Source organism: Bacillus sp. 179-C3.3 HS (assembly GCF_047229225.1).
In the GTDB taxonomy this organism is placed as follows: Bacteria; Bacillota; Bacilli; order Bacillales; family Bacillaceae; genus Bacillus.
The window spans coordinates 59898-81827 of record NZ_JBFEFT010000011.1; the positions used below are offsets into that span (position 1 = coordinate 59898).

Annotated in this window: 17 protein-coding genes and 6 pseudogenes; 21 read left to right on the forward strand and 2 right to left on the reverse strand. The window is 40.1% G+C overall.

Features of this window, described 5'->3' with window-relative positions:
- Positions 1 to 7: 7 nt before the first annotated feature.
- From AB1K80_RS09020 to AB1K80_RS09055, 8 genes are all read left to right on the forward strand, one after another.
- Positions 8 to 1363: a glucose-6-phosphate isomerase gene (locus AB1K80_RS09020; RefSeq protein WP_412856286.1), complete on the forward strand. Its 1356-nt coding sequence runs from the start codon at positions 8 to 10 to the stop codon at positions 1361 to 1363.
- Between the two features lie 115 nt (positions 1364 to 1478).
- Positions 1479 to 1700 (forward strand): spore germination protein, encoded by a 222-nt coding sequence (locus tag AB1K80_RS09025; protein WP_412856287.1) that lies wholly within the window; start codon positions 1479 to 1481, stop codon positions 1698 to 1700.
- 29 nt (positions 1701 to 1729) lie between these two features.
- Positions 1730 to 2137 (forward strand): YugN-like family protein, encoded by a 408-nt coding sequence (locus AB1K80_RS09030; RefSeq protein WP_412856288.1) that lies wholly within the window; start codon positions 1730 to 1732, stop codon positions 2135 to 2137.
- Between the two features lie 476 nt (positions 2138 to 2613).
- Positions 2614 to 3291 (forward strand): zinc metallopeptidase, encoded by a 678-nt coding sequence (locus AB1K80_RS09035; protein WP_412856289.1) that lies wholly within the window; start codon positions 2614 to 2616, stop codon positions 3289 to 3291.
- Positions 3292 to 3341: 50 nt separating this feature from the next.
- Complete coding sequence (locus AB1K80_RS09040; RefSeq protein WP_412856290.1) at positions 3342 to 4634, forward strand: hemolysin family protein; 1293 nt, start codon at positions 3342 to 3344, stop codon at positions 4632 to 4634.
- 117 nt (positions 4635 to 4751) lie between these two features.
- Positions 4752 to 5153 (forward strand): secondary thiamine-phosphate synthase enzyme YjbQ, encoded by a 402-nt coding sequence (locus AB1K80_RS09045; RefSeq protein ID WP_412856291.1) that lies wholly within the window; start codon positions 4752 to 4754, stop codon positions 5151 to 5153.
- Between the two features lie 18 nt (positions 5154 to 5171).
- Complete coding sequence (locus AB1K80_RS09050; RefSeq protein WP_412856292.1) at positions 5172 to 6203, forward strand: NAD(P)H-dependent flavin oxidoreductase; 1032 nt, start codon at positions 5172 to 5174, stop codon at positions 6201 to 6203.
- A gap of 20 nt (positions 6204 to 6223) precedes the next feature.
- Positions 6224 to 6472, forward strand: a complete 249-nt coding sequence (locus AB1K80_RS09055; RefSeq protein ID WP_412856293.1) for a hypothetical protein — start codon at positions 6224 to 6226, stop codon at positions 6470 to 6472.
- A gap of 21 nt (positions 6473 to 6493) precedes the next feature.
- Here the strand turns inward: AB1K80_RS09055 and AB1K80_RS09060 are convergent, their stop codons facing one another.
- On the reverse strand, positions 6494 to 7234 hold the full coding sequence (locus AB1K80_RS09060) for a protein-glutamine gamma-glutamyltransferase (RefSeq protein WP_412856294.1): 741 nt from the start codon (positions 7232 to 7234) through the stop codon (positions 6494 to 6496).
- Between the two features lie 300 nt (positions 7235 to 7534).
- Between AB1K80_RS09060 and AB1K80_RS09065 the strand changes: the two are divergent.
- From AB1K80_RS09065 to AB1K80_RS09125, 13 genes and pseudogenes are all read left to right on the forward strand, one after another.
- A pseudogene (locus tag AB1K80_RS09065) lies at positions 7535 to 8440 on the forward strand (cache domain-containing protein); the annotation flags it as partial.
- A gap of 114 nt (positions 8441 to 8554) precedes the next feature.
- Complete coding sequence (locus tag AB1K80_RS09070; protein ID WP_412856323.1) at positions 8555 to 9379, forward strand: methyl-accepting chemotaxis protein; 825 nt, start codon at positions 8555 to 8557, stop codon at positions 9377 to 9379.
- A 272-nt stretch (positions 9380 to 9651) separates the two neighbouring features.
- Positions 9652 to 10554 (forward strand): annotated as a pseudogene (locus AB1K80_RS09075) (cache domain-containing protein); the annotation flags it as partial.
- Positions 10549 to 11496: a methyl-accepting chemotaxis protein gene (locus AB1K80_RS09080; RefSeq protein ID WP_412856324.1), complete on the forward strand. Its 948-nt coding sequence runs from the start codon at positions 10549 to 10551 to the stop codon at positions 11494 to 11496. The pseudogene AB1K80_RS09075 and the gene AB1K80_RS09080, both read left to right, overlap by 6 nt.
- Before the next feature lie 276 nt (positions 11497 to 11772).
- Positions 11773 to 12660: pseudogene (locus AB1K80_RS09085) on the forward strand (cache domain-containing protein); the annotation flags it as partial.
- Positions 12655 to 13602, forward strand: a complete 948-nt coding sequence (locus tag AB1K80_RS09090; protein ID WP_412856325.1) for a methyl-accepting chemotaxis protein — start codon at positions 12655 to 12657, stop codon at positions 13600 to 13602. The pseudogene AB1K80_RS09085 and the gene AB1K80_RS09090, both read left to right, overlap by 6 nt.
- A 130-nt stretch (positions 13603 to 13732) precedes the next feature.
- A pseudogene (locus tag AB1K80_RS09095) lies at positions 13733 to 14779 on the forward strand (cache domain-containing protein); the annotation flags it as partial.
- Positions 14774 to 15724, forward strand: a complete 951-nt coding sequence (locus AB1K80_RS09100) for a methyl-accepting chemotaxis protein (protein ID WP_412856326.1) — start codon at positions 14774 to 14776, stop codon at positions 15722 to 15724. The pseudogene AB1K80_RS09095 and the gene AB1K80_RS09100, both read left to right, overlap by 6 nt.
- A 305-nt stretch (positions 15725 to 16029) precedes the next feature.
- A pseudogene (locus tag AB1K80_RS09105) lies at positions 16030 to 16926 on the forward strand (cache domain-containing protein); the annotation flags it as partial.
- Positions 16918 to 17865, forward strand: a complete 948-nt coding sequence (locus AB1K80_RS09110; protein WP_412856327.1) for a methyl-accepting chemotaxis protein — start codon at positions 16918 to 16920, stop codon at positions 17863 to 17865. The pseudogene AB1K80_RS09105 and the gene AB1K80_RS09110, both read left to right, overlap by 9 nt.
- Positions 17866 to 18117: 252 nt before the next feature.
- A pseudogene (locus tag AB1K80_RS09115) lies at positions 18118 to 19074 on the forward strand (cache domain-containing protein); the annotation flags it as partial.
- Positions 19066 to 20019 (forward strand): methyl-accepting chemotaxis protein, encoded by a 954-nt coding sequence (locus AB1K80_RS09120; RefSeq protein WP_412856328.1) that lies wholly within the window; start codon positions 19066 to 19068, stop codon positions 20017 to 20019. The pseudogene AB1K80_RS09115 and the gene AB1K80_RS09120, both read left to right, overlap by 9 nt.
- A 97-nt stretch (positions 20020 to 20116) precedes the next feature.
- Positions 20117 to 20641 carry a type 1 glutamine amidotransferase domain-containing protein gene (locus tag AB1K80_RS09125; RefSeq protein WP_412856295.1) on the forward strand — a complete coding sequence of 175 codons (525 nt, stop codon included), beginning with the start codon at positions 20117 to 20119 and terminating at the stop codon, positions 20639 to 20641.
- A 49-nt stretch (positions 20642 to 20690) separates the two neighbouring features.
- Here AB1K80_RS09125 and AB1K80_RS09130 read toward each other — a convergent pair whose 3' ends face one another.
- A complete protein-coding gene (locus AB1K80_RS09130) occupies positions 20691 to 21683 on the reverse strand; it encodes a Gfo/Idh/MocA family protein (RefSeq protein ID WP_412856296.1) in 993 nt (330 codons plus the stop codon).
- Between the last annotated feature and the right edge of the window lie 247 nt (positions 21684 to 21930).

The window sequence follows — 21930 nt, forward strand, 5'->3', positions numbered from 1 at the left end:
ACAAGCGATGACACATATTCAATTTGACTACTCGAAAGCGTTACCTTTCTTTCAAGAACATGAGCTTACATATTTAAATGATTTTGTTAAGGTTGCCCATCATAATATTCATGAGCAAACAGGGGCAGGCAGTGATTATTTAGGATGGGTTGATTTACCGAAGCAATATGATCGTGAGGAATTTGCCCGCATTAAAAAAAGTGCAGAGAAGATTAAATCTGATTCTGACGTCTTACTTGTTGTGGGGATTGGTGGTTCATATCTTGGCGCACGTGCGGCCATCGAATTTTTAAACCATTCTTTCTATAATACGTTGCCAAAAGGCAAACGTAAAACGCCTCAAATCATATTCATTGGAAACAACATCAGTTCTTCCTATTTAACAGATGTGATGGATCTCTTGGAAGACGCAGATTTCTCTATCAACGTGATTTCTAAATCTGGTACAACGACTGAGCCAGCGATTGCATTCCGCATTTTCAAAAAGCTTCTCATTGAAAAGTACGGTGCTGAAGAAGCGAAAAAACGTATTTATGCAACAACAGACAAGGCACGCGGTGCATTGAAAACGTTAGCGAATGAAGAAGGATACGAATCGTTCATCATTCCTGATGATGTAGGCGGACGTTACTCTGTCTTAACGGCTGTTGGTTTATTACCAATCGCTGTGAGCGGTGCTGACATTGATCAAATGATGGAGGGCGCTGCAAAAGCAAGCGAAGATTTCTCTTCATCTGAGCTAGCAGACAATGCGGCATATCAGTATGCTGTTGTTCGGAATGTCCTTTACAATAAAGGAAGAACCATTGAAATGCTGATTAACTATGAGCCAGGATTGCAATATTTCGCAGAATGGTGGAAACAATTATTCGGCGAAAGTGAAGGGAAAGATGAAAAAGGAATCTATCCTTCATCTGCAAACTTCTCAACAGACCTTCATTCACTCGGTCAATATGTGCAAGAGGGAAGAAGAGACTTGTTTGAAACAATTGTGAATGTAGACAAGCCTCGACATGAACTAGTGATTGAAGCAGAGGAACAAGATCTAGATGGTTTGAATTACTTAGCAGGAAAAACGGTTGATTTCGTTAATAAAAAGGCATTTGAAGGAACAATGCTTGCCCACACAGATGGAAAAGTTCCGAACTTGATTGTGACAATTCCTGAAATGGATGCTTATACATTCGGATACCTCGTGTATTTCTTCGAAAAAGCATGTGCGATGTCTGGTTACTTATTGGGCGTCAATCCATTTGATCAGCCAGGTGTAGAGGCATATAAGGTCAATATGTTTGCTTTATTAGGAAAACCGGGCTTCGAAGAGAAGAAGGCAGAGCTTGAAAGCCGTCTAAAGCAATCATAAAAACAAAAAAGCACACCTTTTCAAAAAAGGTTGTGCTTTTTTGTTTTCACTTGATGGTTCTGTGCAAACAACCGCTCACTTTGTACATACAATAATCAATGGAGGAGGGGAAGACATGAGAACCAATCATATTTATATCCGAGACATTTCGGGACAGGCGATCGTCAATTTTGGCAATATCGGGCGAATCAGTCCAATGAGTGCTACCAAGGAAACATCAGGAGCAGGTACTGCGAATGAAAGCAGTTCGTCGTCATCGGAACAACCCTTGATCGATGCCGCTTTTACAAACAATGTACAAATCACAAGAGGGAGAGGTATGAATTCTTCTGTTTAACGAACCCTATACGAAAAGGAGGGTTCCGTATGATCCATGTACCATCAAGGCTGACAGGTGAAAGCTTTTCACTTTATCATTTGGAAGAAATCATGAAGCCGCTTGGCTACGTCATTAATGGCAATTGGGACTACGACCATGGATATTTCGATTATAAAATTGATAACCGTGAAGGCTACACCTTTCTTAGAGTTCCATTTACAGCGACAAAAGGGCAGCTTGACGAGCCTGGTGTCGTCGTGAAAATGGGACATCCATTTCTCTTAAAGCATGTATATCAAGACAAATTAGATGATCATGCAATGGTTGGGAATTTAGGCGCATCATTTAACCAATTCCAAGAACCGAAAGAGAAAGATGGAGATGTACCACATGTTTATACTGAAATTGGCTTTTCGTTGGTTAAGGAGTTAGAAGATGCATTGCTTTACGGATAGCACTTTTGTGAGGGACTCATTTGTTGGTCCTTCTTTTTTGTATGATCATCAATAACGGGCTCCCTCTTTGACTGGTGAATTTCAATATGCTTGATGAGGAAATATTTTGCCATGATCATCATGTATTGAAACAGATACCATATCTTAAACTAAGGATGAGAAGGGGGAATTCGAATGTCGTTTTTGCTGAAGACCATACTTCTTTTTTTCGGTGCACACCTGCTGTCATCCGCGGTGCTTTTATTGGTATTTGACTTAAATGCTGTGAATCATTTCATGAATGGATTCTCATGGATAGGTTTTTTTGAAGATATTTATGGCACTGCCACATTTTATACCGCATGCATAGGCGTTCTTTTTTTTATAATTGGAGCGTTGTTTCCACTTAAAAAGACCTAGTGCCTTTTGCTGTACACGTGACATAAAAGTCATTAAAATTGTAAGTAAATCTATAAAATAAAAGGAAGCTGATATGCATGCTATTTTTTTATTTTTTAACATTCGCCGCATTGGGATTATCATTTTGGGCACAATTTAAGGTGAAGAATAATTTTCAAAAGTATTCTAAGGTCGAAGCGTCCAGTATGAAAACGGGTGCTGAAACCGCTCGATATATTTTAGATCGCAACGGGTTATATGACGTACCTGTTGAACCGGTAAGAGGGACTTTGACTGATCATTACGACCCGACACAACGTGTGGTTCGTTTATCTGAACCCGTTTATCATGGCCATTCCATTTCGGCCATTTCAGTCGCATCACACGAAGTTGGACATGCCTTGCAGCATCAGGAATCATATGGTGCGCTTGTCTTGAGACATAAGATCTTCCCTGTTGTGAACTTTGCATCTGGTGTTGCCCCAATGCTTTTCCTAGGTGGATTATTGCTAGGCAGCCTTAACTTAATCGGGATTGGCATTATTTTGTTTTCAGCTGCTGTCTTCTTTCAGCTTGTGACATTGCCTGTTGAGTTTAATGCAAGTTCTCGTGCAAAAGAAATTATTGTTTCAGAAGGAATCATTAGAAGCAGTGAGGAAAGAGGCGTTAACAAGGTATTGAATGCAGCAGCGCTTACGTATGTTGCAGCCGCCCTTGTGTCGTTATTTGAATTGCTTCGTTTTGTAATGATCTTCCTTAGTGGCCGTAATGATTAATTGACGCCAAAGGAGGTGAACCCTTACCAATCATAGGTAAGGGGTTTTTTTTGTATATTTTAAATGTGTTTTTAGTCATTCTACTCATTGCGGCGACAGCATTCTTTGTTGCCACTGAATTTGCGATTGTGAAAATTAGAGGTTCCAAAATCAATCAAATGATTGAAAGCGGAGACAAAAAAGCGATCCATGTTCAGAAGCTCATTTCCAATCTCGATGAATATTTATCCGCATGTCAATTAGGGATTACCATCACTGCTTTAGGTTTGGGGTGGTTAGGAGAACCGACTGTCGAACACTACCTTCACCCAATTTTCGAAAAGCTTCAGATTCCTTCAGCGTTGACAGATATCTTATCATTTATCATCGCATTTGTGATCATTACTTTTTTGCATGTGGTCATTGGGGAGTTAGCACCCAAAACCATTGCCATTCAAAAAGCAGAGGCGGTCAGCCTTGTGGTGGCAAAGCCACTCATTTTTTTCTACAAAATCATGTATCCTTTTATCAAGACGTTAAATGGTTCTGCACGTGCGATTGTGAAACTATTAGGGTTCCACACTGTGAAAGAGCATGAGGTGGCGATCAATGAGGAAGAATTGCGACTCATTCTGTCTGAAAGCTACGAGAAGGGTGAAATCAACCAGTCTGAATACAAATATGTGAATAGAATATTTGAATTCGACAACAGGGTGGCAAGAGAGATTATGATTCCTCGAACAGAGATTTCAGCCATTGACATTGAACAGTCGCTTGATGATGTCACACATTATATGCTGAATGAAAGATATACTCGCTATCCCGTGATTAAAGATGACAAAGATCACGTTGTGGGTGTGGTTCACAGCAAAGATGTGTTTAAATCAAGCTTTTTACAACAAGAACTCTCCATTGAAGATTTAATGCGTCCAGTGATCAGGGTGATTGAAAGTACCCCTATTCAAGAATTACTGATATTGATGCAGAAGGAACGGATTCATATGTCAGTTCTTGTGGATGAATATGGTGGAACAGCTGGACTCGTGACTGTAGAGGACATATTAGAAGAAATCGTCGGTGAGATTCGTGATGAATATGATCAAGACGAAACACCTCATATCGTGAAAAAAGGGGACTACCACTATGTCATGGATGGAAAGGCACTAATTGATGAGGTAAATGAATTATTGGATCTGGCGATTGAGAATGATGATCTTGATACGATTGCTGGGTGGATGATGACACATAAAATTGATTTCGCCGTAGGAGATACGATTGAAGCTGAAGGCTGTGAATTTAAAATATTGGATGCAGAAGACCATCATATACGAACCATCGAAGTGAAAAAAATTCATTTTTCTTAAAACCTCGCACTTGTTGACGAGGTTTTTTGCTTGGTAAACTTTAGATGTGAAGAGAACGGTTCAGATTGTGCAAAAAGGGTATGATTTTTATACACGCAACGAAAAGGAGCAGCTTTCATGAAAAAAATTCATTTGCAAACAGACAGTCGTGATCAAATGATCGACGTGACAGAGGAAGTCCGTCAATATGTGATTGAAACAGGCGTCAAGAATGGGACAGTGATCATTTACTGTCCTCATACAACAGCCGGGATCACCATCAATGAAAATGCGGATCCAGATGTGAAACGAGACATGCTACGCCGGCTAAATGAAGTATTTCCTTGGGACCATACAAAGGATCGCCATATGGAGGGAAATACAGCGGCTCACATGAAAGCGAGTTATATGGGGGCATCGCAGCATGTGATAGTCAATAACGGGGAGCTCGTTCTTGGGACGTGGCAGGGAATTTATTTCTGTGAATTTGATGGCCCACGGCATCGCCAATTTTATATGCAGTCGTCATCAAATGAATAGTGAGAGAGGGGAATAGGGATGGGGACATTTACATCATTATTACGAATCAAACACGGGATCATACAAGCACCGATGGCAGGTGGGGCAGTGACGCCAGAACTTGTGGCGGCTGTTTCTCAATTTGGGGGATTAGGAAGCTTAGCAAGTGGTTACGTGCAGCCAGAGAAAATGAGGGAGCAGATTCGACAGGTGAAACGGCTCACTAGTTGTCCGTTTCAGGTCAATGTCTTTGTGCCAGAACCAATTCCGAAGATCAAAGCAAAAGATCTCATATTCTGGAAGGATCGACTACCTGTTTTGCCAGAAGCAGACGGACTGCCAGATGAACAAACCTTATGGGATGACTTTGAACAGAAAATAAACATTCTTCTAGAAGAGCAAGTACCGATTGTTTCATTTACATTTGGCTGTCCAGATGGAGAAACGATTCGTCGCTTGAAGCAAAATGACTCCCTTTTAATCGGAACGGCTACAACAAAAAAGGAAGCGTTGTTGTTAGAAAAAGAGGGGATGGATGCAATTGTGCTTCAAGGGAGTGAAGCTGGGGGACACCGCGGCACCTTTTTACCGGCAAAGGGTGATGCGCTGCAAGGAATGATCAGTCTCCTATTTGACGTGAAGCCATGCTGTCAGCTTCCTTTGATTATGGCTGGCGGCATAGTAGACCGAAGAGATGTACAAGCAGTTCTTCCATTAGGAGCGGATGCCGTTCAAATCGGTACACGTTTTTTAGCAAGTAAAGAGAGCGCTGCCCCCGATGTGTATAAAGATGCCATTTTACAAGGAGAAGGCAGTGACACAGTGATCACCAAGCTTTTTTCTGGAAAAAAGGCAAGAGGGTTGATGAATCAGTGGATGGAGGAAGAAAGGCTACATGAAAATCACACCCTACCTTATCCGATACAGCATATATGGACAACACCAATGAGAAAAGTCGCAGCCGCAGAGGGGAATCCTCATCAGATGTCGCTTTGGGCAGGGCAAGGTGTGGGTCGTATCCATTCTATTTTAACTGTCAAAGACATCATGCTTGAGTTAACGGAAGCATAATACGATTGGTGGTGTCACAAATGGAGATGATTAGACATTCGTACCGAAAAAAAGGTCAAATCGAATTCGTTTTTGATAAATTTCCTCATACTGCAGCCGTTCTGACTCCTATTCGGCACTATTATTTTGTCCGTTATGTGAAATGGAGTCAACACGATCCGCCCGTCACAAGACAAGATTTAGAAGAAATGGAGATCCTAGCGAACAAAATGCTTGGAACAATCCAAGATTACCGGAACCGCAAGGCATACAAAGGCCACTTGTCATAACCAATAGACAAGTGGCCTTTTTTAGCTGCCGAACATTTGTCTAAGGTAAATGACATCCATTCGGGTCGTCTGAGGAAGTAAATAAGCTGACTGTATTGCACCAGGTCGCCTTCTGCTATTTAATTTATCGATGATCTCTGCAGCTGTTAAAATCCCAAGTCCATGTCCGTAATATTGATCTTCTCCTAAGTAAATGACATTTTCCCCACGCCATTGAGACTGTTGATAGCTAAACTCAGGATTCTCAAAATAGAGACAATCCCCATAAATAAAATCATTCCCTCTTTCTGTATAGATTGACAATGTATCATAATGCCAATCATAGAGCGTGAGCGTACGCAATCTTCGGTTAAATTTTTCATCCCCAATCGTTTGTAGAACCCCCATATAAAAGACGATCACGATAGCCGTTGCACACTCGAAAGCATACTGAGCGCCATTTTCAAAAATATCTTTGATCCCTCTGGATGGCTCTACCCCATAGCGTAATTCGAGAGCACCCGCCTCTGAAACGCGCCAAAATGTCTCATTTGCACGAGATCGCTGAAAGATGGCAAAAGAGACCCCACTTTTATTCAAATCTCTAGCGGCATTCATGATGTTGGATCGTAAAGTCACTTCAAACAACAAGTCAGATATATGCCTATAGCGGAATGAATCATTTGAGGCTTGTAGCTGCATCAAAATGATCCGTTTTTGTCCCTCTAACTGAAGCGCAGCCAGTTCATGATTAGTCACTGGCCGTCCTGAAAGAATAATCATATCAAAAGCGCCTCCTTTTTTATTAGCGTATGCATGAGGCTTGGGGAAGGAACCCATTTGTGAAAATGAACAAAAAGTCATCCTTTTTAATTGAAAAATATGAAAAAAATACAATTTTGTCCGATATATAAGATAACGTCTAAAAGGAGGAAAAACATGAAAAGCGTAATAAAATGGTTGAAGAAACCATCAATTTCTAAAAGATTAATTATTTCATTCATACTCGTTCTTGTTGTGCCAATCATTACTCTAAGTGCGATTTCATATCAGATTGCCAAGCAAGAATTAGATGAAGAAATCATGTATGGCGCCGAGACAAGAGTGAATGAGCTGAATGACATGATTGAGCAAAAACTGTTGAACAAAGAAAATGCAGTGAGGCTATTTACGGAAACATCTAATGCAGCCAATTTCAAGAAAAAAAATCAGCGTGAACTTTATGAGCATTTTGAGATATATAGCAAAATCAATGAAGAGGATGTTGTAGGGTTCTATGCAGGTAGTAAGAAGGGTGAATTCATCCAGTTCCCTGACGTAGAAATGCCAAAAGGATATGACCCAACGACACGCGACTGGTATAAAGCAGCCATGGATGATCCAAAAGGGGAGCCGGTGATCACAAACCCTTATATTTCAGCAACGACAAATGGCATGGTTGTCACGATTGCACAGCGATTAAAGGATGGATCTGGTGCGATCGGAATTGATATCGATGTCCAAGATATCGTCGATAAGATCAAAGAAATAAAAATTGGCCGAGAAGGCTACCCATTTATTTCAAATAAAAATAAACAGTATGTTGCACACCCTGAAGAAAAATCAGGTACACAGGTCACACAAAATATTTCATCTATCCTCTATAGTGGGGAAGAAGGAAAAGCGAATTATGAGAATAAAGGAGACCAAAAACGACTCGTTTATGTCACGAATGATTTAACAGGTTGGAAAATTGCTGGAACAATGTTTGTAGCAGAGACAGAAGAAGCAGCACAGCCAGTTTGGAATTCTGCCATTATTCTTTTAATTACTTCGTTTATTCTCGGCGGTATTGCAATCTTCTTCATTGTTCGAACGATCACGATTGGATTAAGAAAGCTTGTTGATTTCTCAAACAAAGTGAGTGAAGGGGATTTAACAGAAACCCTTGAAAGCAACTCAAAAGATGAAATAGGTGATCTCACAAGAAGCTTTAGCATGATGAGTGAATCACTTCGTGAAGTCATTCAGGCTGTTCAGCAATCTGTTGAAAATGTGGCGTCTGCTTCTGAGGAACTGACAGCAAGTGCAAGTCAAACGAGTCAAGCAACAGAGCATATCACCATGTCGATTGAACAATTCTCAAACGGCAATGAAGCCCAAAATGAGAAAGTCGAATCAAGTACGAATCAACTTGTGGCGATGAATGAAGGATTACAAGGAATGTCACACACTTCATCTGAAGTCGCAAAAGTATCACAACAATCGACTGAAGCGGCAGGTCAAGGTGGTCGAATCGTTGAAAGTACAGCGAATCAAATGAAGCATATTGATACATCTGTTCAAGAAGCTGAACAAGTTATGAAAGAATTAGAATACAAGTCTAAGGACATTACGAGTATTTTAAATGTCATTAACGGAATTGCCGATCAAACGAATTTACTCGCGCTCAATGCGGCTATTGAAGCAGCAAGAGCTGGTGAATCGGGTCGAGGCTTCTCAGTCGTGGCAGAGGAAGTCAGAAAACTGGCTGTACAATCTGCGGATTCCGCGAAAGAAATTGAAAAGCTGATTCAAGAAATTGTGTTAGAAATCTCCAAATCTCAAGATATGTTCAAAGCTGTCAATCGAGAGGTAAACGCAGGACTCGGCATGACAGAAGAAGCAAAAGAAAGCTTCCAGAACATATATGAGGCAGCGGAAGGTATGGCGGAAAAACTGACCCAACTAAATGATACAGCAACCGATTTATCTAGTGGCTCTCAGCTAGTTTCACAAGCCATGCAAGAAATGCGTGAAGTGTCGAGAGAGAGTGCTGCGAACATACAAGATATTGCGGCATCGGCAGAAGAACAGCTTGCATCCATGGAAGAAATCACATCATCCTCTGTGACCCTTTCAAACATGGCGGAAGAACTAAAAGACTTAACAAGCCGATTTAAAATTTAATCAAACTCTATAAAAAAAGTATCCATATTTGGTGGATACTTTTTTATTTACCGAAATTCACTTTATCATCTCCAAAAATATGACTTTTACCCGATAATCATGATAGATAGAAAAGGGGGAAAGTGGACATGACAACGATCATCCAATGGTTCAAAAAACCATCCATTTCAAAAAAACTAATTATGACTTTTTTGTTGGTCCTCATCTTGCCAACGTTGGTTCTCACAATTAGTTCATTTATCACATCAAAGAACGAACTAGATAAGCAGATTATGGGCAGTGCCATGAGTCAGGTCAATACGTTTGATACGTTAATCAATGAGAATATTGGGAACAAGGCGGAGGCTGTTCGTCTTTTCGCAGATACTCTAAAAGCATCTAATATAGAAGAAAAAAATAGAAATAATACGATTCAACAATTGCAACAATATGGAACAATTAATAAAAATGAGGTCGCTGCTTTCTATGCAGGATCTGAAAAAGGATTATTTATGCGTTACCCTGTACAAAAAATGCCTGATGATTATGATCCAAGGAAACGTCCGTGGTATCAAGAAGCGATGAATGCGGAAAATGGCAAACAAGTGATCACAAAACCATATGTAGCCGCATCAACTGGTAAAATGGTCATCACCATCGCGGAAAAAATGAAAGATGGTTCAGGTGTCATCGGGCTTGATATGGAAATCACTAGCCTGCTAGAAAAACTAAAAGACATCAAAATTGGGCAAAAAGGCTATGCCTTCATCATGGAACAGGATCAAACGGTTTTAGCTGACCCATCTCAAAAAACAGGAAGCAAGGTCGATAAAAGCCTCGGCGATATTTTGTATCAAAAGAAAGAAGGACAAGGTGAGTACACCTTTAAAGGAATCGATAAAAAGGTTGCCTATGTCACCAATGATTTGACGGGATGGAAAATAGGCGGAACAATGCTCGTATCAGAAGTCGAAGATGCGGCGAAGCCTGTATTCAATACCGCCATTATCGTGTTCAGTGTGACACTCATTGTAGCGGGAATCCTCATCTTCTTCATCGTTCGCTCGATATCTGGTCGACTAAAGAACCTTGCCAAATTCTCTGAAAAAGTAAGCAAAGGTGATTTGCGCGATCAGCTAACAATCAAATCAAATGACGAAATTGGACAAGTGGCAACAGGCTTTAATACGATGATTGACTCATTACGATCACTCATCGGAGCTGTTCAATCTTCAGTAGAAAATGTGGCATCTTCATCAGAGGAATTGACAGCAAGCGCAGAACAAACAAGTAAAGCAACCGAGCACATTACATTATCTATTGAACAATTCTCTAGAGGAAATGAAAGTCAAAATGATCAAGTGGAAGCGAGCACCGGCGAGTTAGAAGAGATGAATCGAAGCCTACAGGAAATGAATGAGACTGCACAGTCCATCACCAATTCATCCATCAAATCAACAGATATCGCTGGAGATGGCGGTCAACTGGTGGAAAAAACTGCTTCACAAATGAACGTCATTGACCAATCCGTGAAAAAAGCAGAAAACGTCATCAATTCGTTAGAAAGTAAATCAAAAGACATCACACAAATACTCGGCGTCATCAATGGAATTGCCGATCAAACGAATTTACTTGCGCTCAATGCGGCCATTGAAGCAGCCAGAGCAGGTGAATCGGGCCGAGGCTTCTCCGTCGTGGCAGAGGAAGTCAGAAAACTGGCTGTACAATCGTCTGATTCCGCAAAAGAAATTGAAGATCTCATTCAAGAAATTGTGTTAGAAATTGGGAAATCTCAAGAAATGTTTAAAGCGGTCAACCGAGAAGTAAACGCAGGACTCGGCATGACAGAAGAAGCAAAAGAAAGCTTCCAAAACATCTATGAGGCAACGGAAGGGATGGCGAAAAAACTCACTGAATTAAACGCTACGGCGACCAATTTATCCAGTGGTTCTCAGCTTATTTCTCAAGCCATGCTTGACATGCGTCATGTATCGAGAGACAGTGCTGCGAACATCCAAGACATTGCGGCATCAGCGGAAGAACAACTCGCATCAATGGAAGAAATTGCCTCATCTTCTGTCACGCTATCAAATATGGCGGAAGAACTAAAAGATTTAACCAGTCAATTTAAAATTTAATCTGAATAATCTAAAAGTATCCAAAGACCTACTTTGGATGCTTTTTTTAATTATATTACATTTCGGGACTCTAAAAATATGACTTCCAGCCGATAATAATTTTAGTAAAGGAGGAGAAATATGACAATGTTTATTCAATGGTTCAAAAAACCATCTATATCAAAAAAACTAATTATTACTTTTTTACTGGTCCTCATTTTGCCAACTGTGGTCCTTTCAATTAGTTCATTTTTCACATCAAAAAATGAATTAGAAAAGCAGATTATGGGTAGTACCATGAGTCAGCTTAATACGTTTGATGCGTTAATTAATGATAATATTGGAAACAAATCGAAGGCTGTCAGCGTTTTTGCTGAGAAATTAAAAGCATCCGATATTATAGAAAAAAATAGAAAGGTGACCATCGAAGAATTTGCACAATATGGAACAATTAATGAAAGTGAAGTTGCTGGGTTCTATGCAGGTTCTGAAAAAGGATTGTTCATGCAACATCCTGTTGAAAAGATGCCTGATGGGTACGATCCAAGAGAGCGTCCTTGGTATCAAGAAGCGATGAGTGCCAACGGTGAGCAAGTGATCACAAAGCCATATCAATCTTCATCAACAGGTAAAATGGTCATCACCATCACGCAAAAAATGAAAGATGGCTCAGGTGTCATCGGGCTAGATATGGAAATCTCTAGTATTCTAGAAAAATTAAAAGACATTAAAATTGGGCAAGATGGTTATGCTTTCATCATGGAAGAGGATCAAACCGTTCTAGCGGATCCATCTCAAAAAACTGGAAGTAAAGTAGATAAAAGCCTTGCCGATATTCTGTATCAAAAGAAAGAAGGTCAAGGTGATTATACCTTTGAAGGAATCGATAAAAAGGTGGGGTATGTCACCAATGATTTGACAGGATGGAAAATAGGTGGAGCAATGCTCGTATCAGAAGTCGACGATGCGGCGAAGCCTGTGTTTAATACAGCGATTATCGTATTCATCGCGACACTCATCGTAGCAGGAACCATCATCTTCTTCATCGTACGCTCCATATCTGTTCGATTAACGACCCTTGCTAAATTCTCGGAAAAAGTAAGTAGTGGTGATTTACGCGATAAGCTAACAGTCAATTCAAATGATGAAATTGGACAAGTTTCCAATGGCTTTAATACGATGGTTGACTCACTAAGATCACTCATCGGTGCTGTCCAATCCTCAGTGGAAAATGTGGCGTCATCATCAGAAGAACTGACTGCAAGTGCAGAACAAACAAGTAAAGCAACAGAACACATTACCTTATCCATTGAACAATTTTCAAATGGAAACGAAGCGCAGAACGAGAAAGTTGAAGCAAGCACCAATCAGCTTGTGTCGATGAATGAAGGAATACAAGGAATGTCACATACTTCATCTGAAGTCGCAAAAGTATCACAACAATCGACTGAAGCGGCAGGTCAAGGTGGTCGAATCGTTGAGAACACAGCGAATCAAATGAAGCACATTGATACGACTGTTCAACAAGCTGAACAAGTCTTGAAAGAATTAGAAGACAAGTCAAAAGATATTACGAGTATTTTAAGTGTCATTAATGGCATTGCCGATCAAACGAATTTACTCGCGCTCAATGCGGCAATTGAAGCAGCAAGAGCTGGTGAATCGGGTCGAGGCTTCTCTGTCGTGGCAGAGGAAGTGAGAAAACTGGCTGTACAATCAGCGGATTCGGCGAAAGAAATTGAAAACTTGATTCAAGAAATCGTATACGAAATTTCCAAGTCTCAAGATATGTTTAAAGCCGTGAATCGAGAAGTACACGCAGGACTCGACATGACGGAAGAGGCAAAAGAAAGCTTCCGAAACATATTTGAGGCAGCGGAAGGTATGGCGAAAAAACTGACCCAATTAAACGATACAGCTGGCGAGCTATCAAGCGGATCTCAGCTCGTTTCACAAGCCATGCAGGAAATGCGTGAAGTGTCAAGAGAGAGTGCAGCGAACATACAGGATATTGCGGCATCAGCTGAAGAACAGCTTGCATCAATGGAAGAAATTTCGTCATCCTCTGTGACGCTTGCAAATATGGCAGAAGAACTAAAAGATTTAACAAGTCGATTTAAACTTTAATCAATTTTTATGAAAAAGTATCCAGATTTGTCAGGATACTTTTTTATTTTTTCAAACATTCATTTCGAGTCTCTAAAATAATGACTTTTATCCGATATTAATCTCAGATAAGCAAAGGAGGAAAGTAAAAATGAGAAAGATCATTCAGTGGTTCAAAAAGCCATCTATTTCAAAAAAGTTAATCAGCACCTTTTTGTTGGTCCTGATATTGCCAACACTGGTCCTCTCCATTAGTTCATTTATCACATCGAAGAATGAACTAGAAAATCAAATTATGGGCAGTGCCATGAGTCAGGTCAATACGTTTGATGCGTTAATTAATGACAATATTGGCAATAAAGCAGAGGCTGTTCGTTTTTTCGCAGACACTCTACAATCTTCTAATATTCAAGAAAAAAATAGAGATGCAACCATTAAACAACTGCAACAATATGGAACAATTAATGATCAAGAAGTCTCTGCCTTCTATGCAGGATCTGAAAAAGGATTGTTCATGCAATATCCTGTAGAAAAGATGCCTGATGGGTATGATCCAAGGGAACGACCGTGGTATCAAGATGCAATGAAAGCAGAAAACGGTGAGCAAATCATCACAAAGCCATATCCTGCTGCATCAGGTGGCAAAATGGTCATCACCATCGCAGAAAAAATGAAAGATGGTTCAGGTGTCATCGGGATTGATATGCAAATTGACAGCCTGATTGAAAAGCTAAAAGACATCAAAATTGGGCAAAAAGGCTATGCCTTCATCGTAGAACAGGATCAAACTGTGATTGCAGACCCAACTCAAAAATCAGGCAGTAAAGTAGATAAAAGCATTGCTGATATTCTGTATCAAAAGAAAGAAGGACAAGGTGATTACACCTTTAAAGGAATTGATAAAAAGGTTGCTTATGTGACCAACGAATTAACAGGCTGGAAAATTGGTGGGACGATGCTCGTATCAGAAGTCGAAGATGCAGCAAAGCCCGTGTTCAATACAGCCATTATCGTATTCATTTCGACACTCATCGTAGCAGGAACTCTAGTATTCTTCATCGTTCGCTCCATATCCAGCAGATTAACTAACCTTGCCAATTATTCGAAAAAAGTAAGCAGTGGTGATTTACGAGATAAGCTTCCAGTTCAATCAAATGACGAAATTGGACAAGTCGCCAAAGGCTTTAATACGATGATTGACTCATTAAGATCTCTCATCGGTGCTGTCCAATCCTCAGTAGAAAATGTGGCTTCTTCATCAGAAGAACTGACCGCAAGTGCAGAACAAACAAGTAAAGCAACAGAACATATTACATTATCGATTGAACAATTCTCTAGAGGAAATGAAAGCCAAAATGAAAAAGTGGAAACAAGCTCCGGCGAGTTAGAGGAGATGAATCGAAGCCTACAAGAAATGAACGAGGCTGCACAATCTATTACCACTTCATCCATTAAATCAACAGATATCGCAGGAGATGGCGGACAACTTGTGGAAAAAACCGCTTCACAAATGAATGTCATTGACCAATCCGTGAAAAAAGCAGAAAACGTCATCAACGCACTAGAAAGTAAATCAAAAGACATCACACAAATACTTGGTGTGATCAATGGTATTGCTGACCAAACGAATTTACTTGCGCTCAATGCGGCAATTGAAGCAGCAAGAGCTGGTGAATCGGGTCGAGGCTTCTCAGTCGTAGCGGAGGAAGTCAGAAAGCTCGCAGTTCAATCTTCAGACTCTGCAAAAGAGATTGAGAACTTGATTAAAGAAATCGTCCAAGACATTGATGTATCACAAGAAGTATTTTCTGCGGTAAACCATGAAGTTCAATCAGGATTAAGCTTTACTGAACAAACGAAAGTAAGTTTCCATGATATTTTTGAAATGACAAAAGAAATTTCAGATCAGCTACAATCAATGAATCAGACTGTTGTTCAGCTTTCAGAAGGCTCTGCACACGTTTCAGAAGCTGTACGTGAAATCTCAGAGGTATCACGTGAAAGCTCAGCAAATATTCAAGATATCGCGGCTTCAGCAGAAGAACAATTAGCATCAATGGAAGAAATTAGTTCTTCCTCTGCTACACTTTCTTCCATGGCAGAAGAATTACGTGACTTAATTAGCAAATTTAAAATCGAATAGAAAAAAAGAAGAGCCTCGAGGCGGAGGCTCTTTCTTGTTTATACCAATATAGTAGGTAATTATGACTATTTTTGTGTTTTATTAGATATAAAACTTGTAAAAATAATTCTTTTTGCCTATAACTATAGTAGTTAGTTTAATAACAAATCAAAAGGAGTAAAGAAATGAAGAAAATCAATTTATTTAAGCAATTTACGATGATAAAGAAATTAATTACCGCTTTTTTATTCATCCTTCTTGTTCCCATTCTTGTATTGGCAGCGTTCTCTTATCAAGTGGCGTCTGACTCTCTACATGATGAAATTATGTCTAGTGCTGCAAATGGCGTTCAGCAATTAAATGAATCTATTAATAAAGAGGTTCAGCCCAAAATTGATATCATTACATATTTATCACAATCTTTAAAGAAAGATGAACTAAAAGCAAAGAACAAAGAAATACTTCTAGTGCAATTAGAGCAAATGGTAAAGACAGATGAAGATGTGGTTGAGGCGTTTGTCGCAGATGAAAATGGTAAGCTCACTGAATACTCCGAGGTCCATAAAGGCAGCGCAAAAAGTGCAAAAAATGAAGAATGGTTTCAACAATCGATGAAAGAGCAAGACGTGATCATCTCAGATCCTTTTGTTGACAAGTCATCTGATGACCTGTTCATCACAATATCAGAACAATTGGCAGATGGTTCTGGTGCCATCGGTATCAATATGCGTCTCAATGAAGTGATCAAGGATACATTTAGTATTAAAATTGGGAAGGAAGGCTATGCCTTTGTGACCACATCAGATCAACGGTATATTGCCCATCAAACAGAAAAGACTGGGGAAAAAATGACAGGCGATTTTGTCTCACAGATGTTTAGCAAAAAGGAAGGCAGTTATGAGTATGAATACAATGGTCAGCCAAAGTTCATGTTCTTTGCTACCAATGAGAGCACTGGCTGGAAGCTAGGTGGGACAATGTATGAGAATGAAGTAAAAGAAGCAGCACAACCGGTGCTTCATTTAACTTTGATCATTCTTGCGGCATCCATTGTGATTGGCGGAATCGCTATCTATTTCATCATTTCATCCATTCGAAAACCAATGATAGCGCTATCTGAATCAGCTGAAAGAATTTCACAGGGAGATCTCACGCAGCAAATTGAAGTACGTTCTAATGATGAAGTAGGCAAACTGGCACAAAGCTTTAACAATATGTCAGCAAAGCTGAAACAAGTCATTCAAGCTGTCCAGCAATCCGTTGAAAATGTGGCGGCTTCATCCGAAGAATTGACGGCAAGTGCGGGACAGACTACGCAAGCGACAGAGCACATTACATCATCTATAGAACAGTTCTCAAACAGTGCTGAACATCAGAATGATATGATCGAAAAGAGTTCTGTACAGCTGAACGAAATGGACCGCAGTTTATCACGTATGGTCGAAACAATCACTCATATGACGGAGTCATCCGTTGAATCGAGCAAAACCGCCGAGGGTGGTGGAGAACTCGTACAAAAAACAGCAGGTCAAATGCAAACTATTGAACAAGCTGTCAAAGAAGCCGAGCTTGTCATTGCCGGCTTGGAAAAGAAATCAAAGGACATAACTAGCATTCTTGGTGTCATCAATGGCATCGCAGATCAGACAAATCTGCTTGCCTTAAATGCAGCGATTGAAGCAGCAAGAGCAGGTGAAGCTGGAAGAGGATTCTCAGTTGTCGCAGAAGAAGTTCGCAAGCTGGCCGAGCAATCAGGCAGTTCTTCAAAAGAAATTGAAAGCCTGACGAACGAGATTGTGGAGGAAATTGAAAAATCACAGAAAATGTTTAGACAAGTAGCAGGCGAAGTTCAATCTGGTTTACAAATTACAGATGAAACAAAAGTGAGTTTTGAGAAAATCACCCATAAAACATCTGAAATGACAGAAGAAATGAAACAAATCAATGAATCTGCATTGAAGCTTACTGATGGCTCGAAGGATATGTCACAAGCTGTACATCAAATCGAAGAACTATCACGTGCTAACTCTGCAGGCTTCCAAGATATTGCGGCTTCAGCAGAGGAACAACTCGCATCAATGGAAGAAATCAGCTCCTCCTCCGCCACTTTATCTCAAATGGCAGAAGAATTAAGAGAGATCATTAAACAATTTAAAATATAGTAGAACAAATGAAACACCTGACATCAACTTGTCAGGTGTTTTTCTAATACCTTCATAAATTTTGGGTATTATGAACTTTTTTTAACTTAAATTAGATAAATAAGTAAACAACCTAGTAGGACTTCCGATATATATACTATCTTACTAAAAGGAGCTTTCATCTTGACGAAATTCATACAGTATTTCAAAAAGCCATCTATTTCTAAAAAACTGATACTCTCATTCTTATTTATTCTGTTATGTCCGATTATTGTGTTGGCGTTATCTTCCTATTATACTGCGAGCACTTCATTACATGATCAAATCACACTCAGTGCAAAAGAGAACGTACAACAGTTAGATCAAAATATTACAAAGGTTGTCGAAGGAAAAACTGAGGCTGCTGAATTTTTCAGTCAATGGATTACAGAAAAAAGACTGAAGCAAAAAGGAACGAAGGATATTCAAGGTCGATTTGAACAGTTTATGAGTATGAATAAAGACACTGAAGGGATCTTCGTCGCTTCGAGTGATGGCAAAGTATTTTCTAGATATCCAAATAAACAGATGCCGGCTGATTATGTTGCCACGGAAAGAGATTGGTATAAGGATGGCTGGGCGAAAAACGGAGAACTGTCTATCTCTGCCCCATATCCAACCGCATCAACAGGTACGTTAGTTGTCACAATTTCTAAGAAATTAGAAGACGGTTCTGGTGTCATTGCCATGAACCTAGACATTGCGAATCTCGTAAAAGAGTCAAATAATGTTAACATCGGAAAAGAAGGATATGCCTTCATCGGAAGTCCTGATCGTACGTTTGTTGCCCATCCTACGAAAAAAGCAGGTACAAAATTATCTGGTGAATGGTTAGAGACGATGTATTCACAAGATAAAGGATCTTTAAGCTACTTGTTTGAAGGAAAAGAAAAACAAATGGAATTCACAACAAATAAACTCACTGGTTGGAAAATTGTCGGTACGATGTTTATGAGTGAAGTGGAAGAAGCAGCACAGCCAGTCTTTAATATGGCGGCTATTATTTTAGTCGGCGCCCTGATCATTGGCGGCATTCTGATTATCTTTATCATTCGTTCGATTACAAAACCGCTTTCTATGCTTGTCACTTCTTCAAAGAAGATCAGTGAAGGAGACTTGACAGAGAAAATTGATGTTCGTTCAAGAGATGAAATTGGTCAGCTTAGCGAAAGCTTTAATGAAATGAGTGAGTCACTAAGAGATGTCATTCAGGCCGTACAGACATCTGTTGAAAATGTGGCATCCTCATCTGAAGAACTGACAGCAAGCGCAGGCCAAACAACCAAAGCGACAGAACATATTACATCATCGATTGAAATATTCTCTAACGGGAACGAAAACCAAAGTGAAATGGTCGAACAAAGTGCAAACCACTTGAAACAAATGAACGAGGGCCTAAATGAAGTAGCGCAAACCTCTGATGTGATCACAGCATCGTCTGTACAGTCAAAAACAGTGGCAGAAACAGGTGGACAGCTTGTTGTGCAAACAGTTGGCCAAATGCAAACAATCGATCATTCAGTCAAAGAAGCTGAAAGTGTCATCAACGGCTTAGAGCATAAATCAAAAGACATTACGAACATTTTAGGTGTCATCAATGGGATTGCAGATCAGACAAATCTACTCGCACTCAATGCTGCTATTGAAGCTGCACGTGCTGGAGAATCAGGTAGAGGCTTCTCGGTTGTAGCGGAGGAAGTTCGGAAGCTTGCGGTTCAATCATCGGATTCAGCAAAAGAGATTGAAAAGCTTGTCAAAGAAATTGTGTCTGAAATTGAAACATCACAAAACATGTTCAAGTCTGTGAATGAAGAAGTGAAAAATGGACTTGCGATTACAGATCAAACGAAAGAAAGCTTCTCACAAATTAACCAGCAAACAGCAGAAATCGCAGCCCGCATTAACGAAATGAATACAACAGTACGAGAGCTTTCAAAAGGCTCTGAACAGATCTCGAAGGCAGTGAACGACATTGCTGATGTATCGAGAGAAAGTTCTGCAAGTATTCAAGACATTGCCGCATCGGCTGAAGAGCAGTTAGCTTCAATGGAAGAGATCAGTTCTTCTTCCACAACGCTCTCTCAAATGGCTGAAGAATTACGTGACTTAACGAAAAGATTCAAGATCAACGAATAGATTAGCAAGTGAAAGTGGTTCCCATAAGGGGAACCGCTTTTCTTTTTAAGTGAAAATCCAATACAATAGAGGAGATAGAATGAAAAGGAGAGATCACATGCGTTTATCTGATAAAAAGGTCATTGCGTTTGTAAGTGATGATTTTGAAGATTTGGAGTTGTGGTATCCGGTTCTTCGCTTGAGAGAAGAAGGGGCTACCGTTCAACTTGTAGGTGAAAAAGCAAACCATGAGTACATTGGAAAGTATGGTGTCCCTGCCGTATCAGATGCTGATTTTTATTCAATTTCAGCTGAAGAGTACGATGCAGTTCTCGTTCCTGGGGGATGGTCTCCAGATAAACTGCGCCGTTATCCAGAGGTATTAAATATCGTCCGCACGTTTGATTCACAAGACAAACCGATCGGACAAATTTGTCATGCCGGTTGGGTACTGATTTCTGCGGGTATTCTTCAAGGGAAAAAAGTGACAAGTACCCCAGGGATTAAAGATGATATGACCAATGCTGGGGCGATCTGGCTAGATGAAGCCGTCGTTGTAGATGGACATCTCGTATCAAGCAGACGTCCGCCGGATCTACCGCCATATGTCAAAGCATTTGCGGATGTGTTAGCAGCGAAGTAACGTAGGTAGGACAGAGGGCAATGTGTTTGTTTTGCCCTCTGTTCAATTATTAAAATGCCGTTTGGTCCGCAGGATACACGACGCCCATTTGTCGTCTTGCCTCGTCCATCACGGTCATCGTTTGAATAGATAAGTCAAATGTATTGATCGGGGACTGTCCCTTCTTCTGTTGAATACATTTGATAAAATGGTCTATTTCATAATACATAGCTGGATGATCGTCCTTGAGAGAAAGGTCTTTTTGATGCCCATTTTTATCATATATCGTGATACGAGAAGGGCGATGGAATTGGTCGATGACCATAGTTGCATCTTCTCCTTGAATTTCCGCAGATAAATGGGAATTTGAGATTTTGGAATGAAAAAGGAGTACTTGATGCTGGTCATATTGCAAGAGTAACGACCCATTTCCATCCACACCAGTAGGAAGCTTATAACCGTTTGCTGACATTTGATTTGGCTGTCCAAATAAATAAATCGTTGGAAACACAAGATACACACCAATATCCATTAACGACCCATTTGAAAGATCAGGACGAAAGGCATTTGGGATGTTCCCATTTCGAAGATCATCATATCTTGAAGAATATTTACAGTAATGTGCAATCATCTGCCGAATGGGCCCTAGTTGATCCAGATGTTGTTTGATTTGAAGGAAATTAGGCAGAAATGTGGTTTTCATCGCTTCCATGAAACAAACTTGATGTTTTTTAGCGACAGCTATCATCTGCTCCACTTCTTTTCGATGAGAAGCCAATGGTTTTTCGCAAAGGACGTGTTTTTGATGTTGCATCATCAAGATGGCTTGCTCTTTGTGAAAAGCGTTTGGACTGGCAATATAGACAGCATCAAACACATCACTTGCCGCCATTTCATGTAAATCTGTAAACACGGTTTCAATCCCATATGTGTTGGCAAACGCCTGTCCTTTTTCAGCAGAGCGTGAATACACAGCTGTGCATGAAAAATCCGCAATGCCGACACTGGATTGTAAAAAACGATCTGTAATCCAGTTCGTTCCGATGACTGCAAATCGAATCATGTTTATCCACTCCTTTTTCTTTTTTTTGATGATATAAGTGAGAATATGAATTTTATACAAAAGTAGCTGAAACCTTTGCTTATGCTACTCCGTCATACATAAAGGATATAAATGTACGAAAAGTGGATACTTTCTTCTCTCATTCGGGTAATACTGAACAAAAGGGGAAGGAGAAAACGAATATGAAGCGTATCCTGCACATAGGAAGTACATACGTTTAATCACTTTTGTTTTTAGCAGGATGTGA